This window comes from Blastococcus sp. TF02-8 (assembly GCF_003319175.1).
Lineage (GTDB): Bacteria > Actinomycetota > Actinomycetes > Mycobacteriales > Geodermatophilaceae > Blastococcus.
In genome coordinates, this window is sequence record NZ_QOHK01000001.1 from 413,133 (window position 1) to 428,328 (window position 15,196).

Genomic DNA, 15,196 nt, shown 5'->3' on the forward strand with positions numbered 1-15,196 from the left:
CCGCCGAGGAATGGAGCGCCACGATGCACATCGGAGTCCCGCGCGAGACGCGCGCCCGCGAGACACGGGTGGCGGCCACGCCGGCCACGGTCGAGAAGCTGGTCGGTCTGGGCTACGACGTCGTGGTGGAGAGCGGCGCGGGGGCGGCGAGCAGCTTCCCCGACGACGCGTACGCGGCTGCGGGCGCGCGGGTCGGTACCGCCGAGGAGGCGTGGGGGGCCGACGTCGTGCTGCGGGTGAACGCACCCGCGGTCGAGGAGCTGCCACGGCTCCGGGACGGCGCCACGCTCATCGGGCTGCTGAGCCCGGCGTTCAACCCGGAGCTGGTCGAGGCACTGGCCCAGCGGCCGATCACCGCGCTGGCCATGGACGCCGTGCCCCGCATCTCCCGCGCCCAGTCGATGGACGTGCTCAGCTCGATGGCCAACATCGCCGGCTACCGCGCCGTCGTGGAGGCCGCGCACGTCTTCGGCCGCTTCTTCACCGGGCAGGTGACCGCCGCCGGCAAGGTCCCCCCGGCGAAGGTGCTCGTCGCCGGCGCCGGTGTCGCAGGGCTCGCGGCCATCGGCGCGGCCAGCAGCCTGGGCGCGATCGTGCGCGCCACCGACGTCCGGCCCGAGGTCGCCGAGCAGGTGCGCTCCCTGGGTGGTGAGTACGTCGCGGTGCCGGCCGGCGAGCAGGAGGCCAGCGCCGACGGCTACGCGCGCGAGATGGGCGAGGACTTCAACCGGCGCGCGGCGGAGATGTACGCCGAGCAGGCGGGTGACGTCGACATCATCATCACCACTGCCCTCATCCCCGGGAAGCCGGCACCGCGGCTGATCACCGAGGAGATGGTGGCCTCGATGCGGTCGGGCAGCGTGATCGTCGACATGGCGGCGGCACAGGGCGGGAACGTGACCGGCTCGGTGCCCGACGAGGTCGTGGTGACCGACAACGGCGTCTCGATCATCGGGTACACCGACCTGCCCGCCCGGCTGCCGGCCCAGGCCTCCCAGCTCTACGGCACGAACCTGGTCAACCTGCTGAAGCTGCTGACCCCCGAGAAGGACGGCCGGCTGGTCCTCGACCTCGAGGACGTCGTCCAGCGGTCGATCACCGTCGTGCACGAGGGCGAGAAGACCTGGCCCCCGCCGCCGGTGCAGGTCTCGGCCGCGCCGGCTCCGGCCGCGGCTCCCCCGGCCGCGAAGGAGCCCGCTCCCCCACCGGAGCCGCCCAGGCCCGGGCGCCGGTTCGCCCTGGTCGGGGTGGGCGCGGCGGTGCTGTTCCTCGTCACGGCGCTCTCGCCCGACGAGCTGATCCAGCACCTCACGGTGTTCGCGCTCGCCGTCGTCATCGGCTTCTACGTCATCGGGCACGTGCACCACGCACTGCACACCCCGCTGATGAGCGTCACCAACGCGATCTCCGGGATCATCGTGGTCGGCGCGCTGCTGCAGATCGGTCACGACGACGCCGTGGTGACCGCGCTGGCCTTCGTCGCGATCCTGCTGGCCAGCATCAACGTCTTCGGCGGCTTCGCGGTGACCCGGCGGATGCTCGCCATGTTCACCCGCGGCCCCGGCCAGAAGGGTGCCGCCCGATGACCGCCACCAGCGCCGCCGCCGCGGCCTACGTCGTCGCCGGGCTGCTGTTCATCCTCAGCCTGGCCGGCCTCTCCAAGCACGAGACGGCGAAGACGGGCAACGCCTACGGCATGGCCGGCATGGCCGTCGCCCTGCTGGCCACCATCGGCCTGGCCGCCGACCACGGCATCTCCGGGACCGGAGCCGCCCTGCTGGTGGTCGCCGTCGTCATCGGCGCGGCGATCGGCATCTGGCGGGCACGGGTGGTCGAGATGACCGGAATGCCCGAGCTGATCGCCCTGCTGCACAGCTTCGTGGGCCTGGCCGCCGTGCTGGTCGGCTGGAACGGCTACCTCTCGGTGGAGGCCGACCTCGACGCCCAGACCGAGGTCTCCTCGGACCTGATCGGCATCCACTCGGCCGAGGTCGTCATCGGCGTCTTCATCGGCGCGGTCACCTTCACCGGGTCGATCGTCGCCTTCCTGAAGCTGTCGGCGCGGATCAAGAGCAACCCGCTCATGCTGCCCGGGCGCAACAGGCTGAACCTGGGCGCGCTGGCGCTGTTCGCCGTCCTCACCGTCGTCTTCGTCGTCGAGCCGAACCTGCTGGTGCTCTCGGTGGTGACCGTGCTGGCCCTGGCGCTGGGCTGGCACCTGGTCGCCTCCATCGGCGGTGGTGACATGCCGGTCGTGGTCTCGATGCTCAACAGCTACTCCGGCTGGGCGGCGGCCGCCTCGGGCTTCCTGCTGGGCAACGACCTGCTGATCATCACCGGCGCCCTCGTGGGCTCCTCGGGTGCCTACCTCTCCTACATCATGTGCAAGGCGATGAACCGCTCCTTCCTGTCGGTCATCGCCGGAGGGTTCGGCAACGAGGGCAGCGCGGCCTCCTCCGACGTCGACTACGGCGAGCACACGGAGATCAGCGCGGAGGAGACCGCCGAGCTGCTCCGCGACGCGAAGTCCGTCGTCATCACCCCGGGCTACGGCATGGCCGTCGCCCAGGCGCAGGGCGCGGTCGCCGACCTCACCCGCAGGCTCACCGAGCGCGGGGTGGAGGTGCGCTTCGGCATCCACCCGGTCGCCGGGCGCCTCCCCGGGCACATGAACGTGCTGCTGGCGGAGGCGAAGGTGCCCTACGACGTCGTCCTCGAGATGGACGAGATCAACGACGACCTCGCCGAGACCTCCGTCGTCCTGGTCATCGGGGCGAACGACACGGTGAACCCCGCGGCCGCCGAGGACCCGGGCAGCCCGATCGCCGGGATGCCGGTGCTGCGGGTGTGGGAGGCCGAGCGGGTCGTGGTGTTCAAGCGGTCGATGAACACCGGGTACGCCGGGGTCCAGAACCCGCTGTTCTTCCGCGAGAACAGCCGGATGCTCTTCGGCGACGCCCGCGAGCGGGTGGAGGACATCCTCCGCGCGCTCTGATCCGGATCCGGGCCGAACGGCCCTGTTCCGGTACGGCAGGAGACGCTACGCTCGGTGCGTGCGCGGTCACGGACTGGTGGGCGAGGTTGCCGGAGCGGAGGCACACGACCACGTGTGCTGGGTGTACCGGGACGATGCCGAGCTGCATGCCGTCGGCACCCGCTTCCTCGCCGGCGGTCTGGCCCGCGGTGAGCGCCTGCTGTGCGTCGGCGTGGATCTCGTGGAGCACCTCGGTCTGGACGACGTCGACCGCCTGGTCGCGGCCGGGACGCTGGTCGTGCTCACCCCCGACGAGGCGTACGTGGGGGCCGGTGGCTTCACCGCCGAGAAGCAGCGAGCGTTCTACGACACGGCCAGCCGCCGCGCCCGCACCGACGGGTACACCGGGCTGCGGGTCCTCGCCGAGCTGAGCTCGCTGGCCGGGGACCCCGGGCACGCTCGCGAGCTGGCCCGCTGGGAGCACCACGCCGACCAGTTCATCGGCTCCGACGCCGGCATGTCGGCCATGTGCGCCTACCGCGCGGACGCCTCGCCGGCGGCCGTGACCGACATCGCCGCCGTGCACCCCGCGGTGCACGCCCCCGACGGGGCCGTGCCCTTCCGCGTCTTCTTCGACCGCGGCCGGCTGGCGCTGTCCGGTGACGTCGACACGCTGGGCGCGGACCGGCTGGCCCGCATCCTGGACGTCTCCCCGATCCCGGCGGGCACCCGCTCCCTGGACCTCTCGGAACTGGACTTCGCCGACGTCGCCGCCTGCCGCGTGCTCGCCGCGTGGGCCCGTGCCGCCGCCCAGGACGGCGGTCGGGTGCAGCTGTGGAACGCCACCGCGCTCCTGCGGCGCATGTGGCCGGCCATGGGCCTGGACGCGTGGGCTCCGGTGCAGTTCGCCGCCGCCGCCTGAGCCGGCCTCAGCGTCGCGGCAGCTCGCCCGACTCCACGACCCGCTGGGCCACCGCCCGCACCTTGGTGTTCGTCTCCATCGACAGCCGTGCCAGCGCCTGGAAGGCCTGGTCGGCGGTCAGCCTGAACCGCTCCATGAGGATCCCCTTGGCCTGGTCGATGACGGCGCGGGACTCCAGCGCCAGCTCCAGGTTCCTGGCGTGGTCGCGGGCCTGCTCGTAGGCGAGCATGTTGCCGGCCACCACGGCCGCGTACTCCGCGAAGCGCTCCGCGAACCCGCGGGCCGCCTCGTCGATCGCCCCGGCCTCGCGGGCGTAGACGTTGAGCCCACCGCCGAGCTGCTCGTGCACCGGGAAGGGCAGCGACATCAGGCCTCGGCAGCCGCTCTCCCGGACGAGCGCGAGGTAGTCCGGCCAGCGGTCGTCCGCGGCGGTGTCGGGGACTTCGACCGGACGGCCCTCCGCCGCGGCGAGCAGGCACGGCCCCTCGCCCCGTTCGTACTGGTTCTCGTCCAGCCCGCGGGCCAGGTCGCCGCTGTACGCGGCGGTGACCGCCGTGCCGTTCCGCAGCAGGGTCACCGACGCCTCGGTGTCGCCCGGGAGGCTCTGCTGCACCAGGGAGACCACGGCATCGAGGACCGAGCTCATCGAGTGCTCACCGAGCCGCATCCGGCCGAGCTGGTCGAGAGCGGCTCCGGGGAGCAGGGGGGAAGGGTCGTGGGCCACGCCGGCCTCCGGGATCGGTTGCGACCCGGAGGCACCCCCGGCTCAGGTCGTGGTGTCCGACGGACCGGCACGAGCGGGCGGCGCGTCCGACCGGTCCCTCGTGACGTGTGCCCACGCGAGCTACCGCCACGGTAGCGCGCCGACGCCAGGGCGCGGTCCGCTCCGCGGCACCGGCACGCCGTCGCAGGTCACGACACAGCCACCGGATCCGGGTGACTATGCTCGACCACGACGAGCGCGTCACACAGCCGGCGCGCGGCGGGTCCCTCGGGCCCGCGACCGGAGCGACCCTGGAACCACCGTGGTCGTCCGCTCCCGCCGGCAGTGCTGTCCGGTGCACGACCAGACGGAGAAGACGCGTGACACCGCCCGACGACGGATCCGACGTCGTCCACCCGGCTCTCGACGAGCTCGGGCAGCTCTCCTTCGCCGAGCACTCGCTGGAGTCGGTGCTGGGCAAGGTGACCGAGCTGGCCACGCGGGTGCTGCCCGGCCGGCCGCTGGCCTCGGTCACCATCCTGACCGAGGGCCGGCCCGCCACCGTGGCCGGCAGCGAGCAGCTCGCCGTCGAGCTGGACGAGCTCCAGTACCGGCTGGGGGCGGGCCCCTGCCTCCAGGCTGCCTCCACCGGGAGGCCGGCAGGCATCCCCGACACCGGCACCGACCCGGACTGGCCGGAGTTCGCGGCAGCGGCGGCGAGCCGCGGGGTGGGGAGCGTGTTCTCCTACCCCCTGCCCGCCCAGGAGCTCGTGTCCGGCGGGTTGAACGTCTACTCCCGGCACGCGGGCGCCGCCGACGAGCGCACCCGCAGCCTCGTGTCCCGGTTGGCCGCCTACGCGGTCGGCCCGGTGTCCAACGTGTACCTGTACGAGACCGCCGTGGAGCGCGCCGACCACCTGGAGGCGGCGCTCCGGTCGCGCGCGGTCATCGACCAGGCCAAGGGCATCCTCATGGAGCGCTTCAAGGTCACGGCCGACCAGGCCTTCCAGGTGCTCGCCCGGCTGTCGATGGAGCGCAACGTCAAGCTGCGCGACGTGGCCACCCAGGTCGTCCACACCGGAGACCTCGACCTCACCTGAACCCGGTCCGGCCGGGAGGCGTGCACCCACCGGGCGGTGGGCACCCCCCCTGCCACGGCCCCCGGAGCGCCGGCGGTCCGGGGGACCCAGATCCAGCGGTCGAAGCAGCGGCCGCTGGATCGCCCCGACGGGTACGCCGGGTTGCGTCCCGGACCCCGGCGGCCGACGGTGGCTCCGTGGACCCCTTCCGCGGCCTCGGGCTGCCCCGCATCCCCGGGTTCGGGGAGCTGCTTACCCTCCTGCAGACCCAGACCGAGGCGCTCGCCCAGCTGCCGCGCACGCTCTCGGACCTCAACGGCGCCGTCCGGCAGCTCACCGAGGCGGTCACCTCTGCACGCGAGACGATCACCTCGGCCCAGCGCATGGCCGAGCGGCTGGAGTCGCTGGTCGACGAGCTGGAGGAGCCGGTGCGCGCCCTGAAGCCGGGCCTGGAGCGCGTCGGTCGGGTGCTCGACGACCCCGCCGTCGACACCGTGCCGGAGACGCTGCGCCGGATCCACGACGACCTCATGCCGCTGATCCACGGGCTGCGGCAGGCCCAGACCCGGGTCGGCTCCGTGACCGGCCTGCTCCGCCGCCGCCCCCGGGACGGCGAGGAGGACGACGGCTGGTGACCGACCCCGTCAGGCCACGGGGGCGGGCTCTCGCTGCGCCGCGCCGTCGAGGCGGTAGCGCCGCTGCGAGAGCAGAGCCAGCCCCATGACGACGGCGGAGATCACGGTGAAGCCCAGGAGTACGGCCAGCCGGGCTCCTTCGGTCTGCACGACGTCCTCGCCGGCGGTGCTGGCGACGAAGCCGCCGAGCGCGAGCGCTGCCGAGTAGAGGTAGGGCCCGGCCGCCGCCCCGACCGCCTCGGTGGCGGTCCAGACGCCGGTGTAGGCGCCGGCGCGGGCCAGCTCGGTCTCGCCGCCCGCGCGCACGGTGTCGGGCACCATGGAGAAGGGGAACAGCTGCAGCCCGGCGAAGGCGACGCCGAGGGCGAGCGTCGCCAGCACCACGACGACCAGCCCGAGCCGCGCGCCGACCAGCAGCACCAGCGAGCCGGCCACGAACAGCGCCTGCGCCGCGAGCAGGCACCGCTGCTTGCCCCGGGACCGGGAGAGCCGGAACCACAGCGGGGTGGTGAGCAGGGCAGGCGCCATGAAGGCGGCCATGAGCACGGTCGTGAAGGCCGGCCGGTCCAGCTCGTACTCGGCGAAGTACGGCAGCCCGGCCAGGACGAGGTGCGTCGTGGTGGACATCAGCAGGTAGCTCGTGACGAGGATCCGGAACGACGGGTTGGCCCTCAGCACGCTGACCGACTCGGTGAGCGCCGCGCGGGCGGGCCGGTGCGCCTCCGGGGCGGTCACGGGCGCGGTGGCGGGGGCGAGCCGGCGCACGCCGCCGACGCCGACCACCTGGAAGACCAGCATGAACGCGCCGAGCGCGGCGGCCATGACCACGTAGCCGCCCACGCCGCTGTCCTCGTCGGCCAGCAACGGGGCGAGGGCACCGGAGACCAGGATGCCGACGGTCAGCACGATCATCCGGAAGCTCATGATCCGGGTGCGCTCGTCGTAGCCCACCGCCACGTCCGTGGGCGTGGCCAGGTAGGGCACCTGGTAGCCGGCGAACAGCGTGTTGCCGAGGACGAACCAGCCGCCCACCCACAGCGCGGCGAGGTACTCGGAGTCCGCGACCGCCCCGGGCACGGCGAAGGTCGCGAGGAACGCCGGACCGAGCAGGCAGCCCACGAGCAGCAGCCGCACCCGGGTGCCGCGCCGGCGTCGGTCGGTGTCGGACAGGGTGCCCACGAACGGGTGCAGTACGACGTCGACGATCTTGGGCACCAGCAGGGTGAGCCCGGCCAGCCACGGGGAGACGCCGAGGGTGTCGGTGAGGAAGTAGAGCAGCAGCAGCCCGGGCACCGTCACGTAGACGCCCATGCCGGCCGAGCCCAGGGCGTACCGGACCAGCGTGGACCGGGCGACCGGCCCGTCGGCCGCGCCTGCCCCGGCCGGGGTGGTGAGCACGCTCATCAATCCTCTCCTCGCTTGATTGTGGGGCGTGATGGTAGCCACACTGGACGGCGTGAGGAAGACCGAGAGCGAGAAGACCCCGCCGGCCCGCCGGGGCCCGGGCCGCCCGCGGCGCGACGCCGGCGCCCGGCCGACCCGCGAGCGCGTGCTGGAGGCGGCGACCGCGCTGTTCGCCGAGCGGGGGGTGGAGGGCGTCGCCGTCCGCGACATCGCGGAGCGGGTGGGCATCGACGTCTCGAGCGTGCACCACCACTTCCCGACGAAGACGGCGCTCTACGAGGCCTGCTTCGCCGCGGTGTTCTCGGCCGAGCGGGACGCGCTGGACGCCGAGGTCGAGCGCCTGGCCACCGCGCTGGCCACCGGGGACCGCGACCAGTTCGTCGGTGCGCTGCACGCCCTCATCGACGCCTTCGCCACCTTCCTCGAGGAGCACCCCGAGACCACGTTCCTCTGGCTGCGCCGCTGGCTGGACCCGGCTGCGGCCACGGCGCTGGACGAGGCGTACGCGCTGCCGATCTACTCCCGCATCGAGGACGCGCTGCTGACCGCGGCCGGCCGCGGGCTGATCGTCGAGCCGACCCCGCACGTCACGGTGCGCAGCCTGGTCTGGGCCGCGCACGGTCACGTGACCAGCCTGTCGGCCATCGCCCGCGATCCGGTCGCCGCAGGGCGCGAGCGCCGGGAGTTCCGGGCCTTCGCGCACCGCTTCATCGACCGCCTGTATCCGGACCGACCGGCTTCCCCTTCGTGACTCGACGTGGTTTTATCCATCGTCCGTTGGATTGAAGGAGACGAACGATGGCCCGTCCCGTTCCCGAGCGCCCGCTCCCCCGCACCGCCGTCGTCGGCGGTGGCGCCGCGGGCATCGCCGCGGTCAAGGCACTGCTGGAGGCGGACGTCCCCGTCGTCGGCTTCGAGCGGGCGGCCGAGCTCGGCGGGCTCTGGCGGATCGACGAGGGCACCGCGGCCTACGAGGGGCTGACCCTCAACACCAGCAAGCCGCGCACCCAGTTCGCCGACTTCCCCATGCCTGCGGAGTGGCCGGACTACCCGAGCCGCGCTCAGCTGGTCTCCTACCTGCAGGGCTACGCCGACCGGTTCGGCGTGACCGGCGCCTACCGCTTCGGGACGACGGTCGACGCCGCCCGCCGCGACGGCGCGGGCTGGACGATCACCGCCACCGGCCCCGACGGGACGACGACGGAGCGCTTCGACCACCTCGTCGTCGCCAACGGGCACAACACCGAGCCGAAGCTGCCCTCGCCGCCCTACCCGGGGCAGTTCGCCGGGGTGCAGGAGCACGCGCACGACTACCTCTCCCCCGCCCCCTACGCGGGCAAGCGGGTGCTCGTGGTCGGCACCGGCAACTCGGCGATGGACATCTCCGCCGAGCTGGTCGGCGTCGCCGACCGCGTGCTCCTGTCGGCCCGGCGGGGCGTGTGGATCGTGCCGAAGCGGCTGCTGGGCAAGCCCTCGGACCAGCTCAACGGCGCGCTCGCCGCACTGCTGCCGTGGAAGGTGCGGCAGGCCGTGTCGCAGACGATGCTGCGGTTCGCCGCCCCGCTGCCCGCCGGGCCGTCGCTGCCGCCCCCCGCGCAGGGCCTGCTGCAGGACCACCCGACGCTCAGCGACCGGGTGCCGGCGCTGGTCGCCCAGGGGAAGATCCTCGCCCGGCCCGGGATCAGCCGGTTCGCCGGCGAGCGGGTGGAGTTCTCCGACGGCACCTCCGACGAGGTCGACGTGATCATCTGGGCAACCGGCTACCGCGCCGTCGTCCCCTTCCTCGACGACGACGTCGTCGGCGACCCGTCCTGCCTGCTGCTGTACCGGCACGTCTTCCCGATCGAGGACCGCTCGCACAGCTTCATCGGGCTCATGCAGTCGACCGGCTCGGCACTGCCCGTGGTCGAGGCCCAGTCCAGGCTCCTGGCCGCGCACCTGACCGGCCGCCACCCGGTGCCGGAGCCTGCCGAGGCGCGGGTCGCCGCAGAGGCCGAGCTGGCCGCGGTACGTGCGCGCTGGGGCGACCGGCGCCCGCACATGCGGCTGGACATCGACGCCTACCTGCGTCTGGTCGGCAGGGAGCTGGAGGAGGCGGGCAGCGAGGCCCTGGCCGGACGGCGGATCGTCGTCACCGGAGGTGCCGGTACGTTCGGCCGCGCGCTGGGCGCGCGGTTCACCGCACACGGGGCCTCGGTCCTGGGGCTGGACCTGGTGGCCCGGGACGACCTCCCCTTCCCGGTCCTCGCCTGCGACCTCACCTCGGCCGGGTCGGTGGCGGCATCGGTGGAGCAGGCCGTGGAACTGCTGGGCGGCATCGACGCGCTGGTGAACAACGCCGGCCGTGGTGGCCCGGCGCCGGCGGAGTTCGCGCCGGACGAGGAGGTGCACGCCCAGCTGGAGCTCAACCTGCTCGGAGCCTGGCGGGTGACCGCCGCGGCCATGCCGCACCTGGAGGCCGCCCGCGGCCGGGTCGTGTTCATCGCCTCACGCATGGCCGTGCTGCCGCTCCCGCTGGCGGCCGCCTACGGGGTCTCGAAGCGGGCGCTGGCGGCCTACGCGGACGCGCTGCGGCTGGAGGTGGGCACGCACGTCGGCGTCACCACGGTCTACCCGAGCATGGTGCGCAGCCCCATCCACGACAGCACCCGGCGGGCAGGGCTCTCGCTGGACAAGGTCTCGCGGCCCGAGCCCCTGGCCGGGGTCGTCGACGCGGTGGAGAGGGCGCTGACCGCGGCGAAGGCTCCCCGCGACCTCGCGACGACGCGGCGAGGGCGTCTGGAGATGGCGGTGGCCCGGCACGCGCCGGCACTGGCCGACCGGATGGTGACGAGGACGGTCGCCCAGCGGGTGGCGGCCGGGGACTTCGCCGGTGCCCGCCTCGCCCGCGGCATCCTGCGGCGGCACGGCGGCCAGGCGTGACCGACCGCCGCGTCGCCGTCGTCACCGGGGCGTCCAGCGGGATCGGGGCGGCCACGGCGCGAGCGCTCGCCGGCGACGGGTACCGCGTCGTGCTCGGTGCCCGTCGGCTGGACGCGCTGGAGGAGGTGGCCGCCTCGTGCGGCGGCGAGGCGCTGCCCCTGGACGTCACCGATCCGCGGTCGGTCACCGCCTTCGCGGCGCAGGTGCCGCGCTGCGACGTCCTGGTCAACAACGCGGGCGGAGCGAAGGGCGCCGACCCGGTCGCCGACGCCGACGAGGACGCCTGGCGCTGGATGCACGAGACCAACGTGCTGGGCACGCTGCGGGTGACCAAGGCGCTGCTGCCGAAGCTGGTGGCCTCCGGCGACGGGCTGGTGCTCAACGTCGGCTCGATCGCCGCACGCGAGCCCTACGCCGGTGGCGCCGGCTACAACGCCGCGAAGCACGCGGTGGCGGCGCTGACCCGGGTGCTGCGGATCGAGCTGCTCGGCCGGCCGGTGCGCGTCACCGAGATCGATCCCGGCCTGGTGCGCACCGAGTTCTCGCTGGTGCGCTTCGACGGCGACGCCGAGCGCGCCGACGCCGTCTACCGGGGGATGACGCCGCTGACCGCCGACGACGTGGCCGAATGCGTGCGCTGGGTGGCCTCGATGCCGGCGCACGTGAACGTCGACTCGATGCTGGTGCTGGCCCGCGACCAGGTGTCGGCGCAGGTGGTGCACCGGGACCCGAGCTGAACCGCTCCCAGCGACGACCGGCCGCGTTCAGGCGGGCGGCTGGTCCCCCGCGCCGTCGGGCCGCCGCTCGCCGGTGCGCACGAAGTCGCCCACCGCCTCCTCCAGCCGGGCCCACGTGGAGCTCCACTCCACCAGCGGGTCGAGGACCCGCTCGAACACCGCCAGCTGCTGGTCGAAGGCGTCCAGCTGGGCGCGCACGGCGGCCATGGAGCTGCGCTGAGCCGTCACCATGTCCTTCACCGCCCGCAGCTGCGCCGCCGACATGGCCCCTGGCGGGCTCGGCAGGGCCGGCAGGTTCAGCTTCTGCGGGACCGCCCCGGCCAGCGACCGGGCGCGATCGCTGAACCCGCGGAGCTGGTTGACGAACTCGTCGATGGACCGGCCCACCAGACCACCGTGCGCGGCGGAGCGGTCACCGTTGTCGCCCTCGGTCATGCTTCCCCCTTCGTCCGTCGCTGCCCCGACCTTAGGCAGGGCGACCCACGCATGCCATCGCCGGACGCCGGGAACATCGGGAGCGGACCCCCTCCGACCTGCCCCTGGGAGAGCCGTGCACATCCGCGGTCCGCTGCTGCCCGCCCTCGCGTCCCTGACGCTGGCCGTCACCCTCGCCGGATGCGGTTCCACGCAGACCCGGACCGCCTCGGCCACGGCGTCGGCGGCCTCGGAGCCGTCGTCCCCGCAGGCGACGCCGACGTCCGGCGACCGGGTCGACGCCGCCCTGCGCGGCATGGCGTTGCGCGAGCGCGTCGCGCAGCTGTTCGTCGCCGGCGTTCCGCTGGAGGACCTCGACAGCGGCGACGCCGTCGTCCGCGAGGGGGTGGGCGGCGTCTTCCTGCACGGGCGGACCACCGCCCCGGCCGACGAGCTGGCCGCCCGCACGACCGCCTGGCAGGAGGCCGCGTCCGGGCCGGGGCTCTGGGTCGCCGCCGACCAGGAGGGCGGTCTGGTGCAGACCTTCAAGGGCCCCGGCTTCGAACGGCTGCCGACCGCCGTCGAGCAGGGCCGGCTGCCCGACCCCGCACTCCGGGCGCTGGGCGAGCGGCTCGGCGAGCAGCTGCATGCAGCAGGGCTCAACGTCAACCTGGCACCGGTGGCCGACGTGGTCCCGGCCGGCACCGAGTCGGGCAACGAACCGATCGGGTCGGTGGACCGGCAGTACGGCAGCACCGGGACCGACGTCGCCGACGCGGTCACCTCCCTCGCCGACGGGCTGGCCAGCCGGGGCGTCGTCCCCACCCTCAAGCACTTCCCGGGGCTGGGTCGCGTGCAGGCCAACACCGACACCAGCACGACCGTGGTCGACCCGGTGACCGGCCCGGAGGACGAGCAGGTCGGTGCGTTCGCCGGGGCGTTGGGCCGCAGTTCCGCCGAGCCGTTCGTCATGATGTCCAGCGCGGTCTATCCGCAGCTCGACCCGGCCAACCAGGCCGCCTTCTCCCGTCCGGTCGTCACCGGGCTGCTCCGGGAGCGGCTGGGCTTCGACGGTGTCGTCATCTCCGACGACCTGGCCAACGCCGATGCCGTCGAGGACGTCCCGCCGGGCGAGCGGGCCGTCCGCTTCCTGGAGGCCGGGGGCACGCTGGTCCTCACCGTGGACGGGGAGCCGGTGCCGGAGATGATCGATGCGGTGGCGACCCGCGCCGAGCAGGACCCGGCCTTCGCAGGCGTCGTCGACGACGCCGTGCGGACCACCCTCACGGCGAAGGCCGAGGCCGGCCTCCTCGACTGACTCAGCCGCCGGTGAGCTCGCGCAGCCGCTCGGCGTTGCGGACGGCGTGGCCGTGGCCGTCGTTGTTGAAGTACACGAAGACCTCGCGCCCGTCCGCCCGCCACTCCCCCACCCGGTCGGCCCACCAGCGCAGGTCGTCCTCGGAGTAGGAGCCGGCGTAGAGGTGCTGGTCATCCGGCCCGTGCAGGCGGACGTAGACCAACGGTGCGGTCGCGCGCAGCACGCACGGCAGGCCGGCGCCGCTCATGACGCAGTACGCCGCACCGTGGCGTTCGAGGAGGGCGAAGACGTCGTCGTGGTGCCAGCTGGGATGGCGGAACTCGACCGCCACCCGCATCCAGGACGGCAGCCGGTCCAGCACGTAGGCCAGCCGGACGTCGTCCCGCTGGTGCGCGGGGTGCAGTTGCAGGAGCAGGACCGCGCGGCGGTCACCGAGCTCGTGCCAGGCCGAGGCCATGCGGGCGATCCACGCCTCCGGCGCGTACAGCTTCTTGGCGTGCGTGAGCCCGCGGGGCGCCTTCACAGACAGCTGGAACCCCTGCGGCAGGCGCCGCCGCCAGCTCGCGAACGAGGCGTCCCGGGGCCAGCGGTAGAAGCTCGCGTTGAGCTCGACGGTGCCGAAGCGCCGCACGTAGTGCTCGAGCCGGTTCCGAGCCGGCGTACCGGCCGGGAACAGCACGCCGTCCCAGTGGTCGTAGCTCCACCCCGACGTCCCGACGTGCACCCCGGACGACATGCTGGAACGGCCCCCTGGTGACGGGACGGAACCGGCCCCCGGTAACCGGATGGAACGGCCGCCGGTAACCGGATGGAATCGGCCCCCGGTGACCAGATGGAACGGCCCCGTCCAGAGGCTCACCCTGAGCGTGCGAAGGGTGAGGAGGACGGGGTCCTTCTAGTACCAGCCGGTGGACTGGCTGTGCGACCACGCGCCGCACGGGGAGCCGTAGCGGCTGTCGATGTAGATCAGCCCGGCGTCGATCTGCCGGTAGCCGTCGGAGGTCTTGGCGATCCCGGTGCTCTTCCACGTCGAGTCGAGGAACTGCGGGATGCCGTAGGCGGTGCTCGACGGGTTCTGCGCGTTGGGGTTCCAGCCGCTCTCCTTGCCCCAGAGGTTCTCGAGGCAGCGGAACTCCGAGCCGCTCCCGCCGAGCTTGCTCATCGCGTAGTCCTGGTAGGAACCGGCGGCGGCGACCGGAGCGCTCGTGCCGCGCCCCGGCCGGGCGGCGGCGGCGGCCTCGGCGGCCTCGGCGGCCTTCGCAGCCTCGGCTCGGGCGGCCTCCTCCTCGGCGGCCTTGCGGGCGGCCTCCTCGGCGGCGCGGCGGTCCAGCTCGGCCTGGTCGGCGGCGGCCTGCGCCTGAGCGGCGGCGTCCTGGTCGGCCTGCCGCTCGCTGCGGCTGGCGGCCAACTGGCCCAGCGAGTCGACGGCGGTCGCGGGGTCCTCCGCGGCGGGGGCCTGCTCGGTGATGCCCAGCTGCTCGGCGACGCTGACCGAGGCCAGCTGCGGCTCCGCCTGGGCGGCCGGCTCGTTGGCCGTGATGACGTTGACCATGAGACCGCCGGCCGCGGCGACCGCGAGCAGGAGCGCCGGGCGGCGGGCCTGCAGCCGGGACCGGCGGTTGCCGGTGGTCGGGCGCACGGCACGGGTCAGGGAGGTGTGACGAAGGTTCATGAGAGGGGAACTGCTCCAGGTGCAGGCGCGGCGGTCCGGCCGATGCGGCGGGACGGCTGCGAAGTGGTCGAGTGGCAGCGGGGGCGGGCGGCGGTGCGCCCGGGCGCTCAGCGCGGGGAAGGCGCGCGCGAGGCTCCGTACCGGCTGCGGTTCCGTGCAAGGTGGGCCCGCAGGCTCGCCATGCGGCGGTACTCCGTTTCTCCTGTCCGGCCGCCTACCGAGTTAGCTGACGGATTCGGGCTCAGAAGTAGCCCTACCCGTGCCCGGCTGGCGCCCGGCACAGGATTCACCCCAGTACTGCGGTGGGTCCCCGGCTCCCCCGCGGCACGACGGCAGCGGGCGATTCGGCGGCGCCCGGTGGACCTCCCCGGGATGGGGAGTGGTGGACCGGCCGGGCCCAGCCACGGTAACCACCG

General features: G+C 73.9%; 14 protein-coding genes and 1 riboswitch. Of the genes, 9 read left to right on the top strand and 5 right to left on the bottom strand.

Annotation, left to right across the window (positions count from 1 at the left end; all coding sequences use genetic code 11):
* Window positions 1–23: 23 nt before the first annotated feature.
* Genes DQ237_RS01960 through DQ237_RS01970 form a run of 3 tightly spaced genes read left to right on the top strand, consistent with a single transcriptional unit; the run spans window position 24 to window position 3,896 of the window.
* Window positions 24–1,586, top strand: a complete 1,563-nt coding sequence (locus tag DQ237_RS01960; RefSeq protein WP_113796574.1) for a Re/Si-specific NAD(P)(+) transhydrogenase subunit alpha — start codon at window positions 24–26, stop codon at window positions 1,584–1,586.
* The gene (gene pntB / locus DQ237_RS01965) at window positions 1,583–2,995 is read left to right on the top strand and encodes a Re/Si-specific NAD(P)(+) transhydrogenase subunit beta (protein ID WP_113796576.1); all 1,413 of its coding nucleotides are present in this window, start codon (window positions 1,583–1,585) and stop codon (window positions 2,993–2,995) included. Before DQ237_RS01960 ends, pntB begins: the two co-directional genes overlap by 4 nt.
* A gap of 58 nt (window positions 2,996–3,053) precedes the next feature.
* Window positions 3,054–3,896 (top strand): MEDS domain-containing protein, encoded by an 843-nt coding sequence (locus DQ237_RS01970; RefSeq protein ID WP_113796578.1) that lies wholly within the window; start codon window positions 3,054–3,056, stop codon window positions 3,894–3,896.
* Window positions 3,897–3,903: 7 nt separating this feature from the next.
* On the opposite strand, the gene DQ237_RS01975 is transcribed toward DQ237_RS01970, so the two are convergent.
* Window positions 3,904–4,620: a GAF and ANTAR domain-containing protein gene (locus tag DQ237_RS01975; RefSeq protein WP_240619334.1), complete on the bottom strand. Its 717-nt coding sequence runs from the start codon at window positions 4,618–4,620 to the stop codon at window positions 3,904–3,906.
* Between the two features lie 359 nt (window positions 4,621–4,979).
* Between DQ237_RS01975 and DQ237_RS01980 the strand changes: the two genes are divergently transcribed.
* Window positions 4,980–5,699 carry a GAF and ANTAR domain-containing protein gene (locus tag DQ237_RS01980; RefSeq protein ID WP_240619335.1) on the top strand — a complete coding sequence of 240 codons (720 nt, stop codon included), beginning with the start codon at window positions 4,980–4,982 and terminating at the stop codon, window positions 5,697–5,699.
* 176 nt (window positions 5,700–5,875) lie between these two features.
* The gene (locus DQ237_RS01985; RefSeq protein WP_113796582.1) at window positions 5,876–6,313 is read left to right on the top strand and encodes a hypothetical protein; all 438 of its coding nucleotides are present in this window, start codon (window positions 5,876–5,878) and stop codon (window positions 6,311–6,313) included.
* A 9-nt stretch (window positions 6,314–6,322) separates the two neighbouring features.
* On the opposite strand, the gene DQ237_RS01990 is transcribed toward DQ237_RS01985, so the two are convergent.
* A complete protein-coding gene (locus DQ237_RS01990; protein WP_113796584.1) occupies window positions 6,323–7,717 on the bottom strand; it encodes an MFS transporter in 1,395 nt (464 codons plus the stop codon).
* A 52-nt stretch (window positions 7,718–7,769) separates the two neighbouring features.
* On the opposite strand from DQ237_RS01990, the gene DQ237_RS01995 reads away from it, so the two are divergent.
* Genes DQ237_RS01995 through DQ237_RS02005 form a run of 3 tightly spaced genes read left to right on the top strand, consistent with a single transcriptional unit; the run spans window position 7,770 to window position 11,376 of the window.
* Complete coding sequence (locus tag DQ237_RS01995) at window positions 7,770–8,468, top strand: TetR/AcrR family transcriptional regulator (RefSeq protein ID WP_205730032.1); 699 nt, start codon at window positions 7,770–7,772, stop codon at window positions 8,466–8,468.
* Between the two features lie 47 nt (window positions 8,469–8,515).
* Window positions 8,516–10,639, top strand: a complete 2,124-nt coding sequence (locus DQ237_RS02000) for an SDR family NAD(P)-dependent oxidoreductase (RefSeq protein ID WP_113796586.1) — start codon at window positions 8,516–8,518, stop codon at window positions 10,637–10,639.
* A complete protein-coding gene (locus DQ237_RS02005; RefSeq protein ID WP_113796588.1) occupies window positions 10,636–11,376 on the top strand; it encodes an SDR family NAD(P)-dependent oxidoreductase in 741 nt (246 codons plus the stop codon). The genes DQ237_RS02000 and DQ237_RS02005 overlap by 4 nt, the downstream gene beginning before the upstream one ends.
* A gap of 27 nt (window positions 11,377–11,403) precedes the next feature.
* Here the strand turns inward: DQ237_RS02005 and DQ237_RS02010 are convergent, their stop codons facing one another.
* Window positions 11,404–11,811, bottom strand: a complete 408-nt coding sequence (locus tag DQ237_RS02010; RefSeq protein WP_113797412.1) for a hypothetical protein — start codon at window positions 11,809–11,811, stop codon at window positions 11,404–11,406.
* 115 nt (window positions 11,812–11,926) lie between these two features.
* Between DQ237_RS02010 and DQ237_RS02015 the strand changes: the two genes are divergently transcribed.
* Window positions 11,927–13,108: a glycoside hydrolase family 3 protein gene (locus DQ237_RS02015; protein ID WP_166509453.1), complete on the top strand. Its 1,182-nt coding sequence runs from the start codon at window positions 11,927–11,929 to the stop codon at window positions 13,106–13,108.
* Between the two features lies 1 nt (window position 13,109).
* Here DQ237_RS02015 and DQ237_RS02020 read toward each other — a convergent pair whose 3' ends face one another.
* On the bottom strand, window positions 13,110–13,844 hold the full coding sequence (locus DQ237_RS02020; protein WP_113796592.1) for a DUF72 domain-containing protein: 735 nt from the start codon (window positions 13,842–13,844) through the stop codon (window positions 13,110–13,112).
* Window positions 13,845–14,003: 159 nt separating this feature from the next.
* Window positions 14,004–14,780 carry a transglycosylase SLT domain-containing protein gene (locus DQ237_RS02025; protein ID WP_113796594.1) on the bottom strand — a complete coding sequence of 259 codons (777 nt, stop codon included), beginning with the start codon at window positions 14,778–14,780 and terminating at the stop codon, window positions 14,004–14,006.
* A gap of 197 nt (window positions 14,781–14,977) precedes the next feature.
* Window positions 14,978–15,125: riboswitch (cyclic di-AMP (ydaO/yuaA leader) on the bottom strand.
* Window positions 15,126–15,196 lie beyond the last annotated feature (71 nt).